The 23577-nt window shown below is 60.6% G+C and carries 23 protein-coding genes and 1 other RNA gene; 16 read left to right on the top strand and 8 right to left on the bottom strand.

Annotated elements, in window-relative coordinates:
* Positions 1 to 6 precede the first annotated feature (6 nt).
* The 7 genes from RAK07_RS09395 (at position 7) to RAK07_RS09365 (ending at position 7674) form a co-directional block, all read left to right on the top strand.
* A complete protein-coding gene (locus tag RAK07_RS09395) occupies positions 7 to 2055 on the top strand; it encodes an OmcA/MtrC family decaheme c-type cytochrome (RefSeq protein WP_305732574.1) in 2049 nt (682 codons plus the stop codon).
* A 191-nt stretch (positions 2056 to 2246) separates the two neighbouring features.
* Positions 2247 to 2648 carry a ComEA family DNA-binding protein gene (locus tag RAK07_RS09390; protein WP_305732573.1) on the top strand — a complete coding sequence of 134 codons (402 nt, stop codon included), beginning with the start codon at positions 2247 to 2249 and terminating at the stop codon, positions 2646 to 2648.
* 231 nt (positions 2649 to 2879) lie between these two features.
* Positions 2880 to 4175: a hypothetical protein gene (locus tag RAK07_RS09385; protein ID WP_305732572.1), complete on the top strand. Its 1296-nt coding sequence runs from the start codon at positions 2880 to 2882 to the stop codon at positions 4173 to 4175.
* 16 nt (positions 4176 to 4191) lie between these two features.
* Positions 4192 to 4635, top strand: coding sequence for a cytochrome C (locus RAK07_RS09380; protein WP_305732571.1), 444 nt, complete (start codon positions 4192 to 4194; stop codon positions 4633 to 4635).
* A complete protein-coding gene (locus tag RAK07_RS09375) occupies positions 4623 to 5198 on the top strand; it encodes a hypothetical protein (protein ID WP_305732570.1) in 576 nt (191 codons plus the stop codon). Before RAK07_RS09380 ends, RAK07_RS09375 begins: the two co-directional genes overlap by 13 nt.
* Positions 5199 to 5332: 134 nt before the next feature.
* On the top strand, positions 5333 to 6925 hold the full coding sequence (locus RAK07_RS09370) for an AAA family ATPase (RefSeq protein WP_305732569.1): 1593 nt from the start codon (positions 5333 to 5335) through the stop codon (positions 6923 to 6925).
* A complete protein-coding gene (locus RAK07_RS09365) occupies positions 6922 to 7674 on the top strand; it encodes a hypothetical protein (RefSeq protein WP_305732568.1) in 753 nt (250 codons plus the stop codon). The genes RAK07_RS09370 and RAK07_RS09365 overlap by 4 nt, the downstream gene beginning before the upstream one ends.
* Before the next feature lie 297 nt (positions 7675 to 7971).
* Here RAK07_RS09365 and RAK07_RS09360 read toward each other — a convergent pair whose 3' ends face one another.
* The 3 genes from RAK07_RS09360 to RAK07_RS09350 all read right to left on the bottom strand — a co-directional run bounded on the left by RAK07_RS09360 (position 7972) and on the right by RAK07_RS09350 (position 10351).
* Positions 7972 to 8163, bottom strand: coding sequence for a hypothetical protein (locus tag RAK07_RS09360; RefSeq protein WP_305732567.1), 192 nt, complete (start codon positions 8161 to 8163; stop codon positions 7972 to 7974).
* Positions 8164 to 9741 (bottom strand): peptide chain release factor 3, encoded by a 1578-nt coding sequence (locus RAK07_RS09355; protein ID WP_305733503.1) that lies wholly within the window; start codon positions 9739 to 9741, stop codon positions 8164 to 8166.
* A 178-nt stretch (positions 9742 to 9919) separates the two neighbouring features.
* Positions 9920 to 10351 (bottom strand): DoxX family protein, encoded by a 432-nt coding sequence (locus RAK07_RS09350; RefSeq protein WP_305732566.1) that lies wholly within the window; start codon positions 10349 to 10351, stop codon positions 9920 to 9922.
* 185 nt (positions 10352 to 10536) lie between these two features.
* Between RAK07_RS09350 and RAK07_RS09345 the strand changes: the two genes are divergently transcribed.
* The 9 genes from RAK07_RS09345 (at position 10537) to RAK07_RS09305 (ending at position 18477) form a co-directional block, all read left to right on the top strand.
* A complete protein-coding gene (locus RAK07_RS09345) occupies positions 10537 to 10764 on the top strand; it encodes a DUF433 domain-containing protein (RefSeq protein ID WP_305732565.1) in 228 nt (75 codons plus the stop codon).
* Positions 10764 to 11132 carry a DUF5615 family PIN-like protein gene (locus RAK07_RS09340; protein ID WP_305732564.1) on the top strand — a complete coding sequence of 123 codons (369 nt, stop codon included), beginning with the start codon at positions 10764 to 10766 and terminating at the stop codon, positions 11130 to 11132. The genes RAK07_RS09345 and RAK07_RS09340 overlap by 1 nt, the downstream gene beginning before the upstream one ends.
* Before the next feature lie 28 nt (positions 11133 to 11160).
* On the top strand, positions 11161 to 12174 hold the full coding sequence (gene thiL, locus RAK07_RS09335) for a thiamine-phosphate kinase (protein ID WP_305732563.1): 1014 nt from the start codon (positions 11161 to 11163) through the stop codon (positions 12172 to 12174).
* Positions 12175 to 12200: 26 nt separating this feature from the next.
* On the top strand, positions 12201 to 14204 hold the full coding sequence (gene tkt / locus RAK07_RS09330) for a transketolase (RefSeq protein WP_305732562.1): 2004 nt from the start codon (positions 12201 to 12203) through the stop codon (positions 14202 to 14204).
* A gap of 16 nt (positions 14205 to 14220) precedes the next feature.
* On the top strand, positions 14221 to 14910 hold the full coding sequence (locus RAK07_RS09325; RefSeq protein ID WP_305732561.1) for a Crp/Fnr family transcriptional regulator: 690 nt from the start codon (positions 14221 to 14223) through the stop codon (positions 14908 to 14910).
* Between the two features lie 43 nt (positions 14911 to 14953).
* The gene (aroF, locus tag RAK07_RS09320) at positions 14954 to 15964 is read left to right on the top strand and encodes a 3-deoxy-7-phosphoheptulonate synthase (RefSeq protein ID WP_305732560.1); all 1011 of its coding nucleotides are present in this window, start codon (positions 14954 to 14956) and stop codon (positions 15962 to 15964) included.
* 57 nt (positions 15965 to 16021) lie between these two features.
* Positions 16022 to 16206, top strand: a non-coding RNA gene (ssrS, locus tag RAK07_RS09315) — 6S RNA.
* Positions 16196 to 17095 (top strand): energy transducer TonB, encoded by a 900-nt coding sequence (locus tag RAK07_RS09310; protein WP_305732559.1) that lies wholly within the window; start codon positions 16196 to 16198, stop codon positions 17093 to 17095. The genes ssrS and RAK07_RS09310 overlap by 11 nt, the downstream gene beginning before the upstream one ends.
* On the top strand, positions 17095 to 18477 hold the full coding sequence (locus RAK07_RS09305) for a cobyrinic acid a,c-diamide synthase CobB (RefSeq protein ID WP_309550368.1): 1383 nt from the start codon (positions 17095 to 17097) through the stop codon (positions 18475 to 18477). Before RAK07_RS09310 ends, RAK07_RS09305 begins: the two co-directional genes overlap by 1 nt.
* Before the next feature lie 12 nt (positions 18478 to 18489).
* On the opposite strand, the gene RAK07_RS09300 is transcribed toward RAK07_RS09305, so the two are convergent.
* The 5 genes from RAK07_RS09300 to RAK07_RS09280 all read right to left on the bottom strand — a co-directional run bounded on the left by RAK07_RS09300 (position 18490) and on the right by RAK07_RS09280 (position 23406).
* On the bottom strand, positions 18490 to 19191 hold the full coding sequence (locus RAK07_RS09300) for a hypothetical protein (RefSeq protein ID WP_305732558.1): 702 nt from the start codon (positions 19189 to 19191) through the stop codon (positions 18490 to 18492).
* Positions 19192 to 19193: 2 nt separating this feature from the next.
* Positions 19194 to 19817 carry a DNA repair protein RecO gene (recO, locus tag RAK07_RS09295; protein WP_305732557.1) on the bottom strand — a complete coding sequence of 208 codons (624 nt, stop codon included), beginning with the start codon at positions 19815 to 19817 and terminating at the stop codon, positions 19194 to 19196.
* A gap of 261 nt (positions 19818 to 20078) precedes the next feature.
* Complete coding sequence (gene dsbI, locus RAK07_RS09290; RefSeq protein ID WP_305732556.1) at positions 20079 to 20777, bottom strand: protein-disulfide oxidoreductase DsbI; 699 nt, start codon at positions 20775 to 20777, stop codon at positions 20079 to 20081.
* Between the two features lie 100 nt (positions 20778 to 20877).
* Positions 20878 to 21543 carry a thiol:disulfide interchange protein DsbA/DsbL gene (locus RAK07_RS09285; RefSeq protein WP_305732555.1) on the bottom strand — a complete coding sequence of 222 codons (666 nt, stop codon included), beginning with the start codon at positions 21541 to 21543 and terminating at the stop codon, positions 20878 to 20880.
* A 105-nt stretch (positions 21544 to 21648) separates the two neighbouring features.
* Positions 21649 to 23406 (bottom strand): aryl-sulfate sulfotransferase, encoded by a 1758-nt coding sequence (locus tag RAK07_RS09280; RefSeq protein WP_305732554.1) that lies wholly within the window; start codon positions 23404 to 23406, stop codon positions 21649 to 21651.
* Positions 23407 to 23577: the final 171 nt, after the last annotated feature.

Below are 23577 nucleotides of genomic sequence, written 5' to 3'. Positions count from 1 at the left end.
GCCGCCATGACCCTGACGGCTCCCAACGTTGCTGCTGACCTTGGCGACCTGACCTATGATCCGACCCTGACTCACCGTCTGGTGATCCAGATTTCTGGCGCCGCCCGCGGTACCGGCAGCAACACCGCCGACGGTTCAAACAGTGGTGTTGCCTCCGCCAACATCGCTGATCCGGCCAACATCATCTACGACTTTGTTCCCGCTACCGGTAAGGCAGTCACCAGCGCCAACGCCCAGCGCAACGTTGTGTCCACCGAGAGCTGCAACTCTTGCCACAGCAAGCTGAATGGCCTTGGTTTCCACGGCGGTTCCCGGAACGACGCCCGTATCTGCGTGGTCTGCCATACCGACCAGCGCAAGTTCGGCCGGACCAACTCCGCCTCTACTGGTGGTGCTTTCACTGGTAGCCCCTACATCGCCGATGGTGAAGTACAGGGCGATTTCCCGGTCTTCATCCACAAGCTGCATGCAGGTGAGGCGCTGACCAAGACCGGCTATAACTATGCCGGCGTGCAGTACAATCACATTACGTATCCCCAGCCGGTCAACAACTGCGTGAAGTGCCACAGTGGCGCAGAAGCCACCCAGGCTGCTAACTGGGGCTCCGTCCCCAGCCGTCTGGCTTGCGGTAGCTGCCACGACGGTATCAACTGGTCCACTGGCGCCGGCCATATTGGTGGCTCTGCTAGCAATGACGCCAACTGCGCCCTCTGCCACAAGACCGCCGACATCACTCGCTACCACGTAACCGTTGATCCCACCGGTGCAAACGGTCGCGCCGGTTACCCGCTGAATACCGCAGTAAACGTTCCAACCAATGGCTATCCTTCTGGTCAGGGTCCCTCCATTCCGCTGGCTTCCCAGCTGAATCTGCCCTCCGGTGTCTACAAGATCGCCTATGAAATCAAGTCTGTTAAGGTGGTAGGTGCAGCTGGCGCCAAGAAGGCTCAGATTACCTATCGCATTCTGAAGGACGGCCAGCCGGTGACCCTGCGCAGCAGCGGCTACCTGATCGATAACGTTGACGGCAGCCCCGGTCTCTATATTGCCTATGCTGCAGCCAACACCTTTGGTGTTGCTGCACCGGCGGATTGGACCACCTCTTTCAACGTCTCGGTCAAGAATGTCCGTGATGGCGTAGGCGGCAACAGCCAGACCGGTCCGGATGCCGATGGTTATTACACAGCTACGCTTGCAACTATTATTCCTGACACTGCAACCATGGTAACCGGCTTGGTTGGTATCGACTACAGCGGTTTTGTGCAACTGAACCACCCGGCATATCCGCAGGGCATCAGGCTGAACGATGCCGTCTTCCCGATGAAGGTTGCAGATGGTTACAATCCCCGCCGTTCCATCGTGAGCGCTGCCAAGTGTAACGCTTGCCACGGACAGCTGGGCACTGGTCCGTCCTTCCATGGTGGTACCCGTAACAACGGTGAAGGCTGCGCAGTCTGCCACTACAATGGCCGCGCTACCGGCCATGTCGGCGCTAGCTATAACTACGGCGGCGGCTGGTCCGTCAGTGCCAAGGATCTGGTGCACGGTATCCATGGCTCGGGTAAGCGTACGGTAGATTACAGCTATGAGGCAACAGCTTCCAATCCGGCCGGTTTTGGCCATGTAACCTATCCGGGCGTACTGAAAAACTGCGAGCAGTGCCACGTTGCCGGCAGCTATGACTTCTCGAACACTGCCAGCAAAAACGCACTGACTGGCCTGCTGTGGTCTGCCGCTCTGAGTGGTAACTTCCCTGACCCGGGCGCCAATACCGTTATCGGTCTGTCTCCGTGGGTGAAGTCCTTTGGCAACGGCTACGAAGATTATAGCGTTGGCGCAGGTGCTAACCACTTGGTTATTTCGCCGATCACCGCTTCTTGCTTCGGCTGCCATGACACAAGCAGTGCAGTTGCCCATATGCAGCAAAATGGCGGTAAGCTGTACGTGAAGCGTTCTACGACCTTGGTCGGTGGTGTGGCTGTCAATACCGAGGCTTGCATGGCTTGCCACGGCTCGGGTAAGATTGGCGACATCAAGAAGGTTCACAGCAAGTAAGCAGTTCTGGAAGTATGCTGTATGTCGGGAGACGGCCTGTCCGTATCCCGAAGCGTGAGATGTACACAAAACGACCCGGAGACTTTGCGTCTCCGGGTCGTTTTGTGATTGCGGTTAATGGTTTGAATATGCTAGGTACAGACGCCGGTTTCGGTTGATGTCCATACATTGGGTCAGGAGGTTGCCTGTTGATGAAACGTAAACTCGTTGGGATTATCTGCTGTGTCGCTATTCTCGGGCTTTCGGCAACGGTGGTTCGAGCCGTTGAGGAGGACGAGGCACCGCGTAAGCCGAGGAAAGTGGTAAAGCCAGTCAAGAAGACTGATGTGAAGAAGAAATCGAAAGTACCTCTTTCCAAGCTGGTGGATATTAATGCCGCCTCCAAGGCAGAGTTGAAAAAGCTGCCGACCATTACCGATGAGCTTGCGGACAAAATTATTGCCGGTCGGCCGTATGCAAGCAAGGCATGGCTTGTAACCAACAAGGTCGTACCCGAGGCCAATTATGAAGCCATCAGGGGCCTGATTGCCGTCAAGAATCCGCAGGCTGCTCTGCAGCAGCTGCAGCAACAGAAGGGCGGGCAGAAAAAGTAATCGGGACTTCAGGATTCCGGATAAAACTTACAGGCGTTCCGGTTCTTCGGAACGCCTTTTTTGTGACAACCGTGGTGGTTCGACAGGTTGTTGCCGGATGCAGCTGTAGCATGCCTTTGCGCAACGCTCGGCGTTGACAACGTATACGGAAACAGGTAACGTGGCCGACGCAGTTTTATGCCGTTTCAGGGCTCTACTCTCTCTTCAACTATCAGGTAAGGAGGTTTTACTTTGGACACCCACCAGATGAGCATGAAGCGTGTCGTGTCGCGCCGCTACCTGCGGATGGCGTTGGGGCTTTCGCTGGCCGGTCTGCTCGGCTCTGCCGCGGTTGCGCAGGCGGAGTCGGTTGTGATTTCGGGAGAAGCCTCCACTATCCTCAGAATGGGGCAGGGGTCGGATAAAAAAGATTATTATCCCGTATATGAATACCTGCAACTCTCCGCCACCAACCTGTCCAAGGATGACGGACTTTCTTTTCACTTCGGTGGATGGGGGAGGACCGACCTGGCAAGCAAGACCCGCGACCGGTATCAGGACGGCGACCTGCGCTACGGCTACCTGACCTACCAGCACAGCAAGAATAATCTGGTGGTCAGCGTCGGCCGTCAGTTTACTGCCGAAGGGGTGATGACCGAAAAGTTTGACGGTCTGTACCTGCGCAGCGATCTGGCGCGTGGCTTCGGTGCCGCCGGCTTTGTCGGCTCTCCGGTGGTGACCGAGCCTTCCGCGAAGGGGGGCAGCCTCATCTATGGCGGCAGGGTGACCCATTCGCTGGGTACCAAGTACACCATCGGCGTCAGTGCCCTGCAGACCCGGGAAGGGGATCGCCGTTTCCGCGAGGAGGAGGGAATAGACCTTGTTGCTCAGCCGATCAGTCAGATCGCCGTGGCTGGCCGCTCCTCCTACAACTCAATGACCGACGGCTGGATGGAGCATACCTACTCGCTTTCCTATCTGCCGTCCGACAGGTTTCGCCTGTCAGCCGATCTTTCCAATGTCAACTACCGTGACTTTTTCTACGGCTCCACCAGCAGCGTCTTCCGCCTTATGGGTAAAAACCTCGATCCTAACGAGAAGCTGCTTTCCCTCGGCGGTACGGCTGCCTATCAGCCCACCGGCAACGTGGCAGTGGTGGCTCGGTATACCAACAACTCCTATGATATTGCCAGAACAGCCCACTACTACGGGGCCGGGTTGAGCTACAGCAGTGACCGGGGATACTCGGCAGGAGCTTCGGTGTATCGTATGGATGGCCGGGTCAAGGAACTGCAGTATACCGAGTGTCGTCTCTATGCCGGCAAGAAGTTCGAAAAATTTGAACTGGCTGCAGACCTGATCAACCTTTTTTACGATCGCGCGGTTAACGGAGAAAAAAATGCCTTCACCGTCATTGCCGCCGCATCCTACAAGCTGACCAGCGCCCTGAAGCTGACGGGCGACGTGGACTATTCGCGGAACCCCGAGTTCAAAAACGAGCTGCGGGGACTGGTCAAGCTGTCCTATGCTTTTGATTTCAAACCGTAGCAGAAGGGAGTGACGCGTGAAAACCAGCAAGCTCGCAGCAACTATCCTGATTCCCGTTGCGCTCTGCGTCCTGTATGCCTGTGCAAATACCACGAGCGTGTCCAGGAAGCATTTTATGGAATTTACCGGGCCGCCCAATTGTGCCGAATGCCACTCTGATGATGGCTGGGCTGCCTGGAACCATAAAGCGCCGGACTTCTATGCCAAGCACAAGTATTTTGCCGCCACCAAGGGCTATGCCTGTAACTCATGCCATGCAGCGTCCTTCTGCACCGACTGCCATGCCGGCAAGGAAGAGCTCAAGCCCGGCACCAAGTATCCGACATCGCCGGAACGCTCAATGCCCCATCGCGGTAATTATCTGAGCCAGCATAAGATAGACGGGAAGATCAACCCGACCTCCTGCTTCAGGTGCCATGGCCGACAAAATAATGAGGGGTGCAAACGATGCCACAAGTGAGAACTGCCCTGACTATGATCCTGCTGTGCCTCTGTGTTACGGCGCTGTTCATTGCCGGCTGCGGTGAATCGACAAAACAATCCACGCTTTCCTCGGACAGTGGCAAGCATCCGTCCGGCTGGTTGCCCAGCGGGCATAAGGCCGCCGCGACGGCAAATATCGTCAATTGTACCGAGTGCCATGGTGCCGACTACGCCGGTGGCAAGGTTAATGTGGCCTGCACGTCGTGCCATATGGGCAACGAACGCACGATCCATCCGGTTGCCTGGGGCAGCTTTGTCTACTCCGAGCATGGCGCCTACGTAAAAAGCAACGGTACCACGTCCTGTGCGACGTCGGCCTGCCACGGCAGTACTCTGAGCGGTGCCGCAGGTCCTTCCTGCACCAAGTGCCACCTGGGGGGGACGCATGCTATCCACCCTGCAAGCTGGACTGCCGCCAACAGCCATGGTCTTTATGTTCAGGCAAATGGCCCGGCTTCCTGTACCAATATCGTTTGTCACGGTCCCCAGGGGCAAGGGGTGGAGCGGAGCGGTCCGGCCTGCACGCTCTGCCATCGGTAGTCTGATTTTCGGTCTGTCGTGCCATCTGCAACGCCGCTCTCCCTGGAGGGCGGCGTTGTGCGTTGTGGCGACTGCGTGGAGCGGTGACAGCAGGCCATTGTACCGCACTGCGTTTTAAGGTATAAACAGCTTCCATGTATTGCGCCTTCTACGGACTGAAAGAACGACCGTTCACCCTGACACCCAATCCCGATTTCATCTTTCTCGGCAGGGCGCATCAGGAAGCCTTTGCCCACCTGATCTACGGCATCGAACAGAAGGTCGGTTTCATTGCGCTCACCGGCGAGGTGGGGGCCGGCAAGACCACGGTCATGCGTACCCTGCTGACCCGCCTTGATCCGGAAGCCTACGCAACCGCGCTGGTGCTCAATCCGATGCTCTCCTCCCTGGGGCTGTTGAAAACCATCAATCGTGAATACGGCATCGACGATGGAGGAAACGAACCGGCGGAACTGGTGGAAACCCTCAACCGCTTCCTGCTGGAGCAGAAGGAAGCGGGGCGCACGGTGGTGCTGGTTATCGATGAGGCCCAGGATATGGAGCCTGAGGTGCTGGAACAGGTGCGGTTGCTTTCGAATCTTGAAACCGCCCGGGAGAAGCTGATCCAGATCATCCTGGTGGGGCAGCCGGAACTGGAAACGCTCCTCTCGCGACCTGAGTTGCGTCAATTGAACCAGCGGATCACGGTGCGCTACCATCTGACCCCCATGGACGCCGCCGATACCCGTGCCTATCTCGCCCATCGCCTGCGGGTTGCCGGCGGCACACCGGACATGGTGCGATTTTGCGACGACGCGGTGCAGGTCATCCACCGTTTTGCCGGGGGGTTGCCCCGGCTGGTGAATGCCGTGGCCGACCGGGCGCTGCTGATCGGGTACACCGCTGAAATCCGTAAAATCGAGGCGCCACAGGCCCGCAAGGCTCTTGGCGAGGTATCACCGGCCAAGCAGCGCCGCTCCCACCGGCGGTTGCGTATCGGTGCGGCCGTGGCTGCCGGCGTTTTACTGCTGCTTGCTGTCGTGGGCGTACTGATGTTCTCCCGGTCCGGCGCCAGAAGTGCCGCTCCCCTGCCGCAGCCCCCGCAGCCGGTCTCCCTGGCGTTGATGCTGCAGCGCCATCAGGAAACGGATATGGCGCGAGAGGCGGTGCAAACCATCCTGAAGGCTTGGCAGGTGGCTCCCCCGGCGGCTGCCCTGCCGGACTCCCTGGAGGCCGCCCTGAAACAGGCTGGTTTCGAACTGCATCGCTACACAGGAAGTCTGGGGGGGCTGGCACGCATGGACTATCCGGCAGTCTTGGAACTGCTGCGGGGACCGGGCAGGAAGAGCCATTTGGTATTCGCCGGATTGACCAGCAGTCACGCTCTGGTGGCAAACGAGGCAGGGCAGCTGATTGAGATTTCTCCCGCCGAACTGGAGCGGGCCTGGAGCGGACGGGCCATTGTTCCCTGGAAGAACATGCTGGGGCTGACCATACCGACCCCGTACATGATCAATGAGGATCAGCGTACGCTGCTGGTACGCCTGCTGGTCGCGGCCGGTGCGTTGCAGAAGGATCTGCCCTCCGTGCACGAAACGCTGGTCCGTGATGCTCTTCGTCTCTTTCAGCAGCAACAGGGACTGGAAACCGACGGTGCTGCCGGTGAACAGACCCTGATGATGCTGTACCGGCGCTCCGCCGATTTTCGGGCGCCCACTCTTGAGAAAGCCGAAAAGGTCAAACCATGAGTCACATACTTGATGCTTTGCGCAAGGCGCAGGATGAAACAACCGGAAAGCCCCGCAGCTCCGTAGCCGGTGGTGATGCCTTGATCGCTCGGCGCGGTACGACGCGGTACGGCGGCATGACCACCCGTGTCTGGGGTATGATCGGATCGGGCGTGGTGCTGCTGGCCGTTGTTGGCTGGCTGCTCTACGGCCCGTCCCGGAAAACGGTGCCGCAGCCGGTTGCGGAGCGTACGGCTCCTTCGGGGCCGACAGCGCCGGACTCCGTGCCGGCTCCTGCTGCCACTGTCCCGCCGCCGGTGGCTTCCGTACCACCTTCCGCTGCCTCGCCTGCCGCCTCTGCTCCGGCACCGCAATCCGCTCCGGCTGCCAAGGCTGCATCGCTGGCGACCCCCACGCCGGGTGATGACGAAGAGGAAAGAGAGACGCGCAGGCGTAGCGGTCGCCGGGGACGCGAGGCTGCCGCGCCTGTTCCCGCAGCCGTTACTGCGGCGCCTGCTGCCGCTGTGCGCCCGGAACCGGTGCCGGCAGCGACGCCTGCTGCCGCGCCCGTGGTTACGTCTGCCCCGGACGGGATCAAGCTGACCGGCATTGCCTGGCAGGAGAGCAAAAAGCTGCGGCGGGCCGTGATCAATGACATCTTGGTGGGTGAGGGGGTGCAGGTCGGAGGGGCCACCGTGGTGGAGATCAGGCCGACGGCGGTCAGGTTCGAGAAAAACGGCAGTGTCTTCGAAGTACCGCTGCTGCGCTAGCTCTCGGAAAACCTTGATCTTGATCCGGTGTCTAAATAGTTAAATCCTGCGGTAGGGGCGATCCTTGTGATCGCCCGGATTGGGCGAACATAACGTTCGCCCCTGCGATTTGTATGTTTCGCCACCAGTGCAGTAGTACGCGGAACAAGCCGGGTTTGTTGAACGGAGATACGCGGATACACCACAACGGAAGAAGACTCTGAAATCTGCGTACATCCGTCCCATCCGCGTAATCCGCGTGCCATTGCCTTTGATGTTCGATGTTCTCCGCACCCCCGCGTGAGCAGGTGATGCCGTTTATCGCCGGGCGTGGACGACCAGCCCCTTTCCGCTGCACTCCACGCGGCAGTTTGAGTAGCCCAGCCGTTTCAGCCGCATGAGGATGAAGAAGGCGGCAGCGCGGTGCACGCCGGGCAGCAGCAACGGGAAGTGGTCAACGGGAAGCGCGGTTAGAGCCCGCCAGGTGGCGCTGAAACTCCAGTGCTTCATTCAGCTGTGTTCGCTGGTGGCGCTGAAGGTAAGGTCCGGCCAGTTTTCCAGGGTGTTGTCCAGGCGCCACTGACTGGAGGCCATGTAGGTCAGCTTCCCCTCGCCGTCGCGGTACAGGTTCATCTTTTCCTTCTTCTCGAAGTCGTCCAGCAGTTTTTTCTCGCCACTGACCCAGCGGGCGGTGGCATAGCTGACCGGTTCATAGAGGATCTTCACGCCGTACTCGAATTCCAGACGGTGCAGCACCACCTCGAACTGCAGGACCCCCACGGCCCCCACCACCCATTCCGCCCCGAAGATCGGTTTGAACACCTGGGTGGTCCCTTCCTCCGCCAGCTGCACCAGTCCCTTCTCCAGCGCCTTTGACTTCATCGGGTTCAAGAGCCGCACCTTGCGGAAGTGCTCCGGCGCGAAGTTGGGGATGCCGGTGAACTTGAGATCTTCTCCTTGGGTGAAGGTATCGCCGATCTTGATGGTGCCGTGGTTGTGAATGCCGATGATGTCACCGGCAAAGGCCTCCTCCACGTTGGTGCGATCCTGGGCCATGAAGATGGTGGCGTTGCTGATCTGCACCTCCCGCCCCAGGCGCAGGTGGCGTACCTTCATCCCTCGCTCGAAGCGGCCGGAGCAGATCCGGAAAAAAGCGATCCGGTCCCGGTGGGCCGGATCCATGTTCGCCTGAATCTTGAAGACAAAACCGGTGAACGGCGCTTCATAGGGGGAGACGCTGCGGGTGAGGGTGCCCCGCTCGCGGGGGGGCGGGGCGAACTCCACAAAGGTGTCCAGCAACTGCTGCACGCCAAAGGTGTTGATGGCGCTGCCGAAAAAGACCGGGGTCTGGCGACCCGCCAGGTATTCGTGCAGGTCAAAGGGATGAGCCGCTCCCTCCAGTAGTTCCACATCGGTGCGCAACTCGTCGGCCTGGCTCCCCAGCAGCTCGTCCAGCAGCGGGTCGTCCAGCCCCTTGACCGTTACGGCCTGACCGGTGCCGTGTTCAGCTTCGGGATCGAACAGGTGCACCTCCTTGCTGTAGAGGTGATAGGTACCCCTGAACCGCTTGCCCATGCCGATGGGCCAGGTGATCGGCGCCGTCTGCATCCCCAGGTTCTTTTCCACGTCGTCCAGCAAGTCCAGCGGTTCCTGCCCTTCCCGGTCCAGTTTGTTCATGAAGGTCATGATCGGGGTGTCCCGCAGACGGCAGACTTCCAGCAGTTTCCTGGTCTGGCTCTCCACACCTTTGACGGAGTCGATCACCATCAGGGCCGAGTCAACGGCGGTCAGCACGCGGTAGGTGTCTTCGGAAAAGTCGTTGTGGCCCGGCGTGTCCAGCAGGTTGATCTCGTAGCCGTCGTAACAGAATTTCATCACCGAGGAGGTGACCGAAATTCCCCGCTGCTTCTCCAGCTCCATCCAGTCCGAGGTGGCGTGGCGTCCCGATTTGCGGGCGCGGACTTCTCCTGCCTGCTGGATGGCGCCGCCGAAGAGCAGCAGTTTTTCGGTGATGGTGGTCTTGCCGGCGTCGGGATGGCTGATGATGGCAAACGTGCGGCGCTTGTCGACTTCGTCCTGGTAGTGCAGGGTACTCACAAACCTACTCCTTGAACCGTCTGGCGTACGGTGGGTTTACTCCGAAGAACAGCGTCAGGTTTCAGGTGATGACCTCGTGACAAGGAAAGCGACGAAAGGCATGGATTGATGCTCTGTCGAGGAGCTTTTGACGAGCCAGCGAAGTCAGCGCTGAACGGTGACGCTGCGTTCAGCTTTTGAAGATCAGGCGGTCGATGCACCAGTTGCCGCCGCCGTTGATTACCAGGTACAGGGACATGCCGAACAGGGCCAGGGTGAACTCGATCCCCTGGCCGGCGGCGTTCAGGAAGAAGCCGTGAGCCCAGTGGACCTTGTAGATGGCCACCGCCATGACGGCGGCGATCCCGGCAGCGGAAACCCGGGTGAGGAAACCGGTCAGCACCCCCAGGCCGCCGCCGAACTCGGCGATGATCGCCAGCAGCGTGAAGATGGGGGGAATTCCCATCTTTTCCTCGAAGATACGGAACGTGGCGGTCAGGCCGTTGCCGCCGAACAGTCCCAGGAGCTTCTGGGAGCCGTGGGCCAGGAAGATCAGTCCCAGCGGAATGCGGATACAGAGCGGTGCAACGGCATCGGCCAGCGCGAGTCCACCTTTGGCCATATGAAACTCCCCCGCAACGGGAAATAGAAACGGGGACCCGCAAGTCCCCCAAACTGTTTATCTGTACCATATCTTATTCCGGACTACAATGACCATTTAAGTTAGCCGTATTCGCGGAAAAATCCCTGTTCTACGGTGCTTGAAACTGTGGTAGTGTGAATTTCTGATACGAAAGGAGTTTTGCCATGGCATCACTTATAACAGCAGACCCGGCAATTCTTGGTGGAAAACCGATAATTCGCGGCACCCGTATTTCCGTTGATTTTATCCTGGAACTCTATGCGGCAGGTGTTTCCAGAGAGGAGATTCTTGCCGATTACCCGCACCTGACTCCGGAAGCACTGAGTGCCTGTCTTACCTATGCGGCACACGCCATGAAAAACGAAATTTATCTCGATTTGAAGGCTGCTTGATGCGTTTTGCTCAGATAAAGCTATTGACAGATGAAAACATATCTTCAAAAGTTGTCTCGTTTTTTCGCGCACACGGCTTTGATGTCCATGATGTCAAGGAATCAGGTTTACAGGGAGCCACCGATCAGCAGCTGCTGGCTCTGGCGTACGAGCACCAACGCTTTGTGGTGACGCACGATTCTGATTTCGGTACATTGGTCATCAACAACGCTCACCCCTGCTACGGCATCATCTACCTGCGCCTTCATCAGCTCTCTGCTGCCAATGTCATTTCAGCACTGTCCGTACTCTGCACAATGAACCCCGATTTTCAGCCCGGATCTCTTGTGGTGCTTGATGAGCACAGGATACGGGTACGACAACTGTGATTACCTTCGACGATAGAGTAATGTACTAATGTATGGTTCTTCACTTTCAACCCTCGGGGAGTTCGGTCTGATCGACCTGATCCGTACCCGTTTTCCCCAGCCCTCTCCTCCCGAGCTGGGGATCGGTGACGATGCCGCTCTGCTCGTCCCCGCTCCCGGCAGACAGCTGGCTGTTTCTACCGACCTGCTGGCCGAAGGGGTCCACTTTGACCGCTCCTGCGGCCCCGACCGGCTGTTGGGGCGAAAATCCCTGGCCGTTAATCTGTCCGACCTGGCCGCCATGGGGGCCGTGCCGCGCTGGTTTTTTCTTTCCCTGGCCCTTCCCGCCGGATTTCCGCTCGCGGGGATCGAAGCGATCCTGGACGGCTTGGCCGAGCAGGCCACTGACCACGGCTGCCTTCTTGCCGGTGGCGATACCTGCGGCTCGAAAAGTGGGCTGGTAATCTCGGTCACCATCATGGGGGAGCAGGTTCCGGAACTGCTGGTCACCCGAAGCGGGGCGCGTCCGGGGGATGATATCTGGGTCAGCGGCACCCTGGGGGATGCCGCACTCGGCCTCACTATTCTGATGCAGAACCATACCGGGCTTGCTGATGGCAGTGCGGCGGAATTTGTTGTGAGCAGGCACCTCGATCCCACGCCGCGCTGCCGTCTTGGGCAGAGGCTTGCGGAGTCGGGACTGATCAGCGCCATGATCGATATCAGCGATGGCCTGCTGGCCGACCTGGGACACGTCTGCCGGCAGTCCGGCTGCGGCGCGGAGGTATGGCTGAAGGAACTGCCGCGCTCCCCCGCCTTTGAAGAGCTTGCCGGTGTCTTTCCCGACTATCCCTGGCATTTGGCGGCAGCCGGCGGCGAGGATTACGAGCTCTGTTTCACCGCAGCACCGGAGCAGCGTGCCGCAATCGCGGGTGTGGGAAAAAACACTGGCATTCCGCTGACAGTTGTTGGTAAGGTTACCCGTTCTTTCGGGCGGGTCCAGGCGATCATGCCCGACGGCTCGCTCTTCCAGCCGCCCGCATCCGGCTATACTCATTTTTGACGTCCATCTGAAAGGAACCAGTACCGATGTCCACCGTCTTCACCCCCCAGCAGGCCCTGCGCTGTGCCAATGCCGTCCGTCTCCTCTCCGCCGAAGCCGTTGAAAAAGCCAATTCCGGCCATCCCGGCCTGCCCATGGGGGCCGCCGACATGGCGGTCGCGCTCTGGAGCGGCTTCCTGCGCTTCAATCCCGCCGATACCGCCTGGGCCAACCGCGACCGCTTCATTCTCTCCGCCGGCCACGGCTCCATGCTGCTCTATTCCCTGCTCCACCTGTTCGGCTTCGACCTGTCCATGGAGGAGTTGAAGAACTTCCGCCAGTGGGGGAGCAAAACCCCGGGCCACCCCGAATTCGGCCACACCCCCGGCGTGGAGGTGACCACCGGCCCGCTGGGGCAGGGGGTGGCCAACGGCGTGGGGATGGCGCTCTCCGCAAAAATGGCGGCGGAGCGGTTTAACACTCCCGACTTTTCCCCCATCACCCACCGGGTGTTCGCCCTGGTGGGGGACGGCGACCTGCAGGAGGGGATCAGCTACGAGGCGGCTGCCCTGGCCGGACACCTGAAGCTGGGCAACCTGATTTACCTCTACGACAGCAACAGCATCACTATTGAAGGAAAAACCGATCTGGCTTGGTCCGAGGATGTGGCCGGGCGTTTCGAGGCGGCCGGCTGGCACGTGCAACGCGTGGACGGTCACGACCACCAGCAGGTGAGTGCCGCCCTCCGGGCCGGTATCGACGAGACCGACCGTCCGTCGCTGATTATCGCCACCAGCCATATCGCCTACGGCGCTCCCGGCAAGCAGGATTCCTCCGGTGCCCACGGCTCGCCGCTGGGCAAGGACGAGATCGAGGCCACCCGCGTCAACCTGGGCTGGAACGAGGCGCCGTTTACGGTGCCGGCCGATGTGGCAGAAGCCTGTGCAGCCCGCGTTGGCACATTGCAGAAGGAGTACGACGCTTGGCAGGCCGGTTTTGCCGCCTGGCGTACGGCCAACCCGGACAAGGCCGCCCTTTGGGATGCCCTGTGGCAGAAGCAGGTGCCTGAGCAGGTTGCCGAGGAGCTGATCGCGGCGGTTGCCGGCAAGGATGGCGCCACCCGCGCCCTGTCCGGCGCCGTGCTGCAGAAAGCCGCCGCCCTGGTGCCGGCACTGGTGGGTGGTTCCGCCGACCTGGCGCCGTCCAACAACAGCGATATCAAGGGGGCCGGTTCCGTGCAGGTCGGGACCTTCGCCGGCCGCAACCTGCATTTCGGTATCCGCGAGCATGCCATGGGGGCGGTCTGCAACGGCATGGCCCTCTACGGCTGCTTCATCCCCTTCGGTGCCACCTTCCTGGTCTTCTCCGACTACTGCCGCCCGGCGGTGCGCCTGTCGGCCCTGATGCAGCAGCAGGTAATCTACATCTTCACCCACGACTCCTACGCCGTGGGGGAGGACGGGCCTACCCACCAGCCGATCGAGCATACCGCATCGTTGCGCATGATCCCCGGCGTGCAGGTGATCCGTCCCGCCGATGGCCTGGAAACCGCCCTGGCCTGGTACGCGGCCCTGAAATATCACAACGGCCCCACCGTCCTGGTGTTGACCCGCCAGAAGCTGCCGCTCCTGCCCCGGACAGAGGGATTCGACCGGACCCTGCCGCTGAAAGGGGGCTATCTGCTGGCCGATGCCGAAAACCCGGCGGTAGCGCTCATGGCTTCGGGGTCTGAGGTCTCCCTGGCACTGGATGCCGCCGGGCTGCTGGCCGGCAGGGGTATTGCCTGCCGGGTGATTTCGGTGCCGGATATGGCCACCTTCCTGGCCCAGCCGGCTGCGTACCGTCGCGCACTGTTGCCAGCCGGTGTCAAGCGGGTGGCCATTGAGGCCGGCCGCGGCGAGTCCTGGGGACGCCTTCTGGGCGAGGAGGGGCTGTTCATCGGTGTTGAGCACTTCGGTGCCTCGGCCCCGGCTGAGGTGCTGGCGGAGCAGTTCGGCCTGACCCCGATGCAGGTGGCCGACAAGGTAGCTGATTTTCTGAATCAGGGATGATCAGGAAAGAGGGGGTATGGAGCTGATCGAGCATCTGAAAAAATCGTTGCTGTTTTCCGGTCTTGACGACACCGACCTGACGGCTTTGACCGCCATCGCGGTGCGTCGTACCTTCGGCAAGGGAGAGGCGCTGTTTGCCGAAGGGGATGAGGCTACCGGCTTCTACCTGCTGGTGGAGGGACATCTCAAGCTCTGTCGGGTGTCGGCGGAAGGACGGGAGAAGGTGCTCCATTTCGTGCGGCCCGGCGAGACATTTGCCGAAGCTGCCTTTTTCGGCGATGGGCGCTACCCGGCGGAGGCCCGGGCACTGGAGGCGGGAGAAGCGCTCTTTCTTCCCCGCCAGGGGTTCATGGAGCTGATGACCGGTAATCCCCGCTTCGCCATGAACCTGGTGGTCTCCCTCTCCCTCTCCCTGCGACGCTTTGCCCGCCAGATCGAAGAGCTGACCTTTGCCGACGTCACCTCCCGGCTGGCCTCCTTCCTGGTGAAGCGGGCCGCCGAAAAGTCCACCACCTACGGCGGCATCACCTATCTGGAGCTGGGGATCAAGAAGGGGGAGCTGGCCGCCCAGTTGGGCACCGCCGGCGAGACCATCTCCCGGACCTTCCGCAAGCTGAAGGAAGAGGGAATCCTGGAGATGGAAGCCCGCAAGGTAACCATCCTGCAGATGGAGCGGTTGCAGAAGCTGGCCGAGCGCCAACAGTAACGGCTGTTGCCCGTTCCCGGCGCCGGCAGAGGGAGAGAAGATCATGCTTATCGTCATGAGCCATACCGCCAGTCAGGCGGATATCGACCGGGTCATCGCGACCGTCGAGGCGATGGGGTACACCGCCGCTCCCATTCCGGGCAGCCAGCGTACCGCCATCGGCGTGCTGGGGAACAAGGGGTATGTGGACGATACCACCATCCGCGATCTTCCCGGCGTGCAGCAAGCCATTCATGTCTCCAAGCCGTACAAGCTGGTCTCCCGGGATTTCCACCCGGACCATACTATCGTTGATGTGGCCGGGGTGAAGATCGGCGAGGGGCAGCGGCCGGTGGTGGTGGCCGGTCCCTGTGCCGTGGAGAGCGAAGAGCAGATCATGAAAACCGCCCGGTTCGTGAAGCAGGCGGGTGCCGACCTGCTGCGGGGCGGGGCCTTCAAGCCGCGCACCGGCCCCCACACCTTCCAGGGGATGCGGGAGGAAGGGCTGAAGCTGTTGGCCAAGGCCCGCGAAGCCACCGGGCTGCCGATCGTGACCGAGGTGATGAGCCCCGACAACGTTGGCTTGGTGGCCGAGTATGCCGACCTGCTGCAGGTGGGGGCCCGCAACATGCAGAACTTCGACCTGCTGCGGGAACTGGGGAAAATCCGCACACCGGTGCTGCTGAAGCGGGGGATGAGCGCCACCATCGAGGAGTTCCTGGCGGCTGCCGAGTACATCCTGGCCGAGGGGAACGAGCAGGTAATCCTGTGTGAACGGGGGATCCGTACCTTCGAGACCGCCACCCGCAACACCCTGGACCTGGCCATGGTGCCGCTGGTGAAGGAAATGACCCACCTGCCGGTGATGGTGGACCCGTCCCACGCCACCGGCAAGCGCAGTCTGGTGCCGCCCATGTCCCGGGCCGCTCTGGTTGCCGGCGCCCACGGGGTGCTGGTGGAGGTGCACCCGGAACCGGAAAAGGCGTTGTCCGACGGTCCCCAGTCCCTCACCTTTGACGGGTTCGAACGGCTCATGGCCGATATGGTCCGCCTGCGCGCCTACTTGGCCGGGTAGTTTACAAACCGCTTGAAAAAAAACTGAGGTGGGACTAGGATACCACCGTAGTCACTTCGCTCTCTGCCCTGTTTGTTTTTGTTCCTGTAGCGCCCGGGCGGAATACTGAATAAACCGGGGACCTTTCTCTACCGTGGTGTGCTGCCCTCTGTACGCGGGAATTGCCTGAAGCGGTATATCGGTGCCCACCTTAAGGGAACTCGCCAGAGGCCCCTTGGAGCTGACGGCAGGGTGGAGAGACGACGTGCTGATGAAGAGGGGATGCCAGGGCATCCCCTCTTCGGTTTCAGGAGGGGTCCTCTGTCTCAGGGCGTTTTTTCCAACCGGTATGTCGAGCCGTCGTTCCTCTCCCTGCTGGCGGTCTCGCTACTCCTGCACCTTATCGGCTTTACGCTGCTCTACCTCTGGCGGCCCGCCGCTCCGGCCATGCCCGAACCGACCTTCATCGACTTGCAGGACCTGCAGCAGCTTCCCCTTCCCGAGGCTCGGGTGCAACCGGAGAAGATCCGTCCTTCCGACCGACGCCAACGGGTCGAGCGGGAAACAGCCCCCCGTCAGCCCCGGTTGACACCCGCACCGCCGGTCACTTCGACCCCCTCCCGTCCCTCGACCGAGCAGCCCCCGTCCCGGCAACCGGAACCGGGAGGCAGTTCCGCCGGTGAACTGCTGCGCCGTCGCTCCCCGCAGCCGCAGGCGTCCCGGCAACCCGACATGGCCCGGCTGATGCCCAGTGCCGGCCGGATGGCCCAGATCGAGGAAAATTACCGCCGCCGCTTTGCCGACGATGTTGCCGACGGGGACACCCGGTTCCTGAACAGCGACGACGTCATGTTCGGCTCCTTCCTGCGCCGCTTCGAGACCGCGGTGTACGGCGTCTGGCGCTATCCCCAGGAGGCGGCGCTCAAGGGGATCGAGGGGGTGACGCCGGTCAGGATCACCTTCAACAGAAACGGCGAGATCGTGAACATCCGGTTGCTGGAAAGCTCGGGCAGCAAGCTGCTGGATGACGAGGTCTTTCGTACCCTGCGCCTGCTGGGACCCATGGGCAGCCTGCCCCGGACCTACCCCAAGGACGAATTCCACCTGATCGCCTTCTTCCAGTATGGCAATGCCCGCGGCAGGCTGCGTTGATGATGAAGACCCTCGTTATAGCCGCTCCCCAGAGCGGTTCCGGCAAGACCACCGTCACCCTGGGGCTGCTTGCGCTGCTTACCCGTCGCGGACAACGGGTGGCCCCCTTCAAGGCCGGCCCCGACTTCATCGACCCCGGCTACCATCGCCTGATCACCGGGCGCCCCTCGGTCAATCTGGACAGTTGGATCTGTCCTTCCTCCTTTGTTCGGGAAACCTTCCGGCACCACACGGGTGGCTGCGACTGGGCGGTGATCGAGGGGGTGATGGGGCTGTTCGATGGTCTGGGTGCTACTGCCGACCAGGGAAGCACTGCGGCAATCGCCCGGCTGACCGGCGCGCCGGTGCTGCTGGTGGTGAACGCCCGCGGCATGGCGGCCAGCGCCGCCGCCCTGATGACCGGTTTTGCCCGGTTCGATCCCGCGGTCCGGCTGGCCGGCGTGGTCTTCAACAACGTGGGCAGCGAACGCCATGCGCAGCTCCTTGCCCGGGCCATGGCCGACCACTGTCCCGATGTTCCCTTCCTGGGGGCACTTCCCCGTGACGAGGAACTGGTCATCCCCTCCCGCCACCTGGGACTGGTCACCGCTGCGGACAATCCGCTGCCGGCAGCGTTCGTCGACAGGCTGGCCGATGCCGTGGAGCGCCACATCAACCTGGAGCTTCTGGAGCGTTGCTGTTGCAGCGGTACGCTGATGCCTGTCGGGGAACCTGTGGAGTGGGAGTCGGCGGAGAGGCAACCCGTGCCGATTGCGGTTGCCCGGGACCGGGCGTTCTGTTTTCTGTACGAGGATAACCTGCGCCTGATGCGGCGGGCGGGGCTGGAGCCCTGCTTCTTCTCTCCCCTCGCGGATAGGGTGGTGCCGCCGGGGTGCCGGGGAATCTACCTGCCCGGGGGGTATCCGGAGCTGCATCGCGAGGAGCTCGCTGAAAACCGGCCGATGCTGGCGGCACTTCGCGCCGCCGTGGCAACGGGGCTGCCGGTCTATGCCGAGTGCGGCGGCTTGGTCTACCTGACCAACGGTATTGCCGACAGTGAGGGGATGGATGCGGATGACCCGGCCCACCCCTTTGTCGGGGTGTTTCCGGTGACCGCTCGGATGGGAACGCGCCGCGCCGCGCTGGGCTATCGCGAGGTGACGCTGCTGCGTGACTGCCTGCTGGGAGGGGCGGGGGAGCTGGTGCGGGGGCATGAATTCCACTATTCACGCATCGGGGAGATGCCGGCGGGTATCCGACGGGACTACCGGGTGTCCCGCCCCGGCGAGGCGGGATGGGATGAGGGATACGGCAGCGCCCGCTGCCTGGCCTCCTATGTGCATCTTCATTTCGGCAGCAATCCCGCCACGGTGGCGGCCCTGGCCGCCGCCTGCCGTGCCTGACCGACCGGTCGGTCAGGGCTTGATGACCAGCCGCAGCAGGGTTTCCGGGTCGTTGTCCAGAGAGACCAGGTACTGTCGTTCCTCTGCACTCCCCTCCACGACGTAGGAAAACCCGAGACTGTCGAGTACCTGTTCCAGCACCCGTTCCGGTGCTTCGTTCCCTTCCAGATTCAGCAGGTTCAGATGGCGGGTTTCCAGCAGCCGCGCCGTGGTGTAGGCTTCGGCGGCCGGCAGGCCGCAGGTGATGACCACGGTCGCTCCCTCGTGGCGGGGCAGTGCCACCGGCGCCAGTTTGAAACCGCGCAGCAGGGGGGCGGCCGGTGCCGGCGCCGCCAGCACACCGGCGACCTGGCCGGCGAACCAGCAGGGCAGTCCCGGCGTCAGCAACACCTCTTCAACGGTCGACGTCACGTCAGCTGCGGGAACCGGTGCGGACGCCACCGCCGGTGTCGGCACGTCGGGAGCGGCCGCTGTCATCGCCTCGGCTTTCCCCGTACGGTGCCTGCGGGATTTCCTGCCGCTCCGTGCCCCCTCCGAACTCTTGGCAGCGGACTTCGTGCCGCTACCCACTGCCGTCTTCTTGGAGGATGGTGGCAACGACGGCTTTTTCAGCTCCTTCAGCGGCAGTTCGAAACTGGGGTCGGCGGCCCAGGCGATACAGGACACCAGCAGACCGCAGAGCAGACAGCAGGCACGGGTGAGGACAGAACACATGATCAGATAACTCCTTCCAGAAATTCGAGACTGCGCCGGCTGCGCGGACAGTGTCGCTCCAGCTCCCGGTCCAGAAGTCGTCCGGCAGCCTCCAGTTGGGGGGCGGAGAAAGGGACGGCGCTGAACCTGCCGGTAGCGAGACAGGCACGGAGCGGTGTCAGCAGCGGTTCTTCCAGTGGCGGACGGTACCCCAGAATGTTGAGCAGGTTGATCTCGAAAAAACGCCGGATCTCCTGTCCCGCCGCCGCTGTTGCCAGATATTCCAGCATCGTGGAGAGCAGGCGGTACAAACGGGGCAGCGGCTGTCCTTCGGGCGTGAGCTGTTCCACCAGTTCGCAACCGTACAGGGCCAGGGCCAGGGCGTCCAGGCGGCTGGCCAGTCCGGGAGGCGGGGCGAGCTGCTCGGCACGTTCCAGGGAGCAGAGCCCCTCCGGTTTGATCTTCATCATCAGGGCAAGATGGGTGGCCGGTTCAAGGGCACCGGCGAACCGTTTCCGGCTCGTGCGGGCACTGCGGGCAAAGGCCCGCAGTCGGCCATGCTCCAGGGTGAAGAGCGACACCACCACGTCGTTGTCCCCGTAGGCAAGGGTTGACAGCACGATACCGTGACACTGTTCGGCGATCATGGGGGAGCATAGTTGCACAGGCAACGGAAAAAGGCAATCTGAAGTAAAGTGCGGTCAGCCAGGGAGGTGTGCAGCTTTATTCGGAATTTCAGCTGCAGGCCGCAGCCGGAGCTGTGCACTGTGGATGGTTGACGGGATGGTCGGTGAAGCCACGTCGGCATGCGTCTCCAAGCTGATATGGAGAACGAAAAATCGAGGGTAGCATTCGCCCTCCGGCTGACAGACGAGCGTTCAGCCGGAGGGAGTTGATTCGGCGTACCGTCACAGCGGCTGCTCGGTTAGGCGTGTTGCGGCAGTCACGTGGCGTTTGCGAAGGAGCGTGATCAGCCAGCAGATGGCTGAAACGGAAAGAAATACCAGGCAGACACCGAACACGATCAGGAGTACTTGCGCCATGTTCAGGAAGTGGGTAGGAGGCCACAGGTACCAGCCATCTTTGTAGAAGTCCGTGAGTGCTTGCTGCATGGTGCTCAGTGTGGTGCCGTCGGGGATGATCGGGTTGTCGAAGCCACAGTCGCCGGTCGGCTTGAACCATTCGGGAAACCACCTGTCAAGCGGCAGATTGAAGGGAAACGTCGGTTCGGCAGAGCATCCCTGAACTCCGAACGGATCGTCGGAATGGGCGGCGTGGTGGATCTTGTTGAGTTTGAAGTTATAGCGGAGCCCCTGAATGATTCCCCAGAAACCAAAGACGTAGCCGACCAGTTTAAGGACGACGTTCTTGGGGCTGAGCGCGGCGACGACACCGCCGAAGACCATGCAGAAAAAGGCGAAGCGGACGTAGACGCACTGCTCGCACGGCCTCATGTAGAGCCAAACCTGAAATACCGAGTGGGCCACGATCACCATCAGGAGGCTGATGGCGGCCATCAGTATCCAGGGGAGCCGGTGGTCCTGCATTTCTGAGATGGTTGCCACCGGGTCTGATTTGAAGTGAGTGAAACTATCTAAGAGTCCCATTGTTGCTCTCCTTTGTTCTCGTTCGCATTCCGGGCCTGCCGGACGGTAAGGCGCACATTCCTCACCGGTCCGGCAGTTCTCAGCCTGAAAACAGCCCGTCCTATTTGGCCTTAAGTTCGTTGATGAGCTGCAGCATGCCATCAACCGAGGTGATGCTCTTGGTCATGATCAGGTACTTGCCGTTCACCACGAAGCCGGGAACCCCTTGCACCTTGGCGACATCGTAAGAAGCTTCCCACTCTTTAATCAGCGCTTTTACTTTGGGATCGTTCTTGGCTTTGTCAAAATCGGCTTTGGACATGCCAACTGCATCAAGTCCGGTTTTAAGGAAAGCGTCTGGACCTGCGTCCCACCGCTCTTTCTTGTCATGGTAAGCGGTGTAGTAGGCCATCTTGGCTTTTTTCAGGAGCGACTTCTCGCCGTACAGATCCCGGTCTGAAAGCCCGCTTGCCTGATCCTTGACCAGCAGGACGGCAAACAACTCACTCCCCTGTACGCCGTACTTGCCCTTGGTTTTGAGGTGAAATGGCCGGAATTTAATATCACTCGGGAGCTTGGGGACCAGTTTAGGAGTGACCTGCTTGTCATACTTGTAGCAGAAAGGACAGTCGTAGCTGAAAACCTTGATCAGGGTCCCCTGTGCATTGGGGATCGGTTTGGCCAGTTTGACGTAGTCGGTGCCTTCGCTGAACGCGAAGGCTGCGCCGGCCAGAAAGGCTATCAGTGCTGCCGAGCTTGCGAGCGTTTTGAAGATTGTGCGTAGCATGTTTATTCTCCTTGTGTTGTACGTGCCGTGGTATACGTCTGCAGATGTGAACGCTTTCTTCTGCTGTGGGGGAGCAGAATGCTGCTCCCCCACAGATTTGTCGTCTTAGTACCTGAACAGGTTTTCAGGTTTTACCAGGTGGCTGCGGTAATAAACGGCCGGCTTCTTGTCATTGGAAAGCACCAGTTCAACCTTCACTTCGCCGGTTTTCGGGTCGACTTCGTTGATAATGCCCTGGGTACGTTCTGGGCTCAGCAGATGGACGTTGCCGCTCAGCATCCAGTACGTTCCCTTTTCTGCATCCCACTTGACATTGGAAGTAACCGCGCTGTACCAGTCCCATCCGCGCTCCTTGCCGAACTGCCAGGTCTGCTGGACCGTCATGTTTTTTTCATCGATCTTGTATTCAACGGCCCGTGACCATTTGTCCTGGGAAACAGCCGGCTGCTCATGCTCGCGACCGTCGCCGTTGTCGAAGACACTGATAGTTGCAAAGCGTGCATTGTTTTCACCCCGCTCGCTGATCCAGGCGGTGTGCTGGGTGAAGCTCCAGTCGAAGTCGGTGTCCTTGCAGGTCGCATTTTCACAATTGAGTTTTTTGCCGTTACGGTCTACCGGGGTCAGCACTTTGGCCGCCATATCCTTGGTCCAGCCGACATTGGGTGCCAGAATCCATTTCACCTGCTTGTCGCGGCCAACCTTGACAATGCCTTGATGGCGCAGGGAAAGAATGATTGAATCATCCTTTTTGTCGTAGCTGATGCTGTTGATGTGCGCCCAGTTGCGGCCGGCGCCGGTGGAGGTGTTGTCGCCGTAGGGGATGCTTTCCTTGACTTCAACCGGGTGATCGGCACTCATGTCGATGTTCAGGCAGACGGCACGGGCATCAAGACCAACGATCAAATCTTTGCGGAACTGGTTTTTGCCCATGATTTCGACCATGTCCCATTCTTCGACCACGCGTCCGCCGTCATCGACCTCGATGATGTGGTCACGCACGGTATGAGCCACTTCTTTGGTGCCGGGAATGTTGTAGTTGGTCTTGGCAACGCGGAGGAGCATGTGGCCATTGTCCATGGGCAAAACCTCATGGCTCAGGTCAATGTAGCCGCGCGGCAGCTTGCGGGCAAAGGAAGGCTCGCCCATCAGGGTATAGCGGAAATATTTCTGGGCCATTCCGAACACCAGGTCGCCGTTGGGCATCTGGTGCATACTCATGATGCGCCCCTGGTCGTCGATGGAACGACCATATTTGTCGTAGAACTGCTCACTGTCGAAGAACCAGCGGATCTCGCCTTTGGTGTCGACCATGTAAATCTCGGCCGGTTCCAACCATTCGCCCGCCCCGTGCGCTTTGTGGTCCGGGCGTGCCCAGGCCCATTCCTTGTTGTCGGCGTTGCCCATCATGGTCAGCATGTAGAGGCGTCCTTCAAATCCCTTGACAGCTTTGGCCTTTTCAACTTTCGGCTTCAGCTCGTACCGTCCTTCAAAGGGGCGGGCGGTAAAGGGGTTGGTCCTGATTTTGTAGACCGTACTGATTTTTTTGCCGTCCAGCGTGTACTCGACCTTTACCTGGTTGACGTAATCATCGTACAGGCCGAAAATCGGGATGCCGTCGTGGTTCAGGAGCGCACCTTCCGATACCGGGTAGGAAATATCCACTCCGCCGCCCGGTTTGCCCAGCACAGTAACCCTGATGTTCTTTGGGTCCTTCCCCTCCCGCTCGATCACCGCCGTCAGCGGCGCAACCTTGTACGGGTTGACGATAACTTTGCCCAGCTCCCCCTGTGTTTCCTTTTTGCGCTCGAAAACCGCCGCATGGGCGTCAGGGGCAACCACCATCGTGGCGCCTGCTGCCAGCATGGTTGCCAGAGCGATCGAGGAAGCCATCCGCTTGAAATGAATCGCTGCCATGTGAACCCTCCTAAGTTTGGTTTGGCACTGTTGGTCTGGGCCGTATAACTATTGCCTTAGTGCCATCATGGTTTAATAAATAAAACTATTATGGTGTGCGGTCAAGAAAAAAATTAAACC

The sequence above is a fragment of the Trichlorobacter ammonificans genome (assembly GCF_933509905.1).
Classification (GTDB): domain Bacteria; phylum Desulfobacterota; class Desulfuromonadia; order Geobacterales; family Pseudopelobacteraceae; genus Trichlorobacter; species Trichlorobacter ammonificans.
Note: the sequence above shows the minus strand (reverse complement) of the source record. Positions and strands in the feature narration are given on the sequence as shown.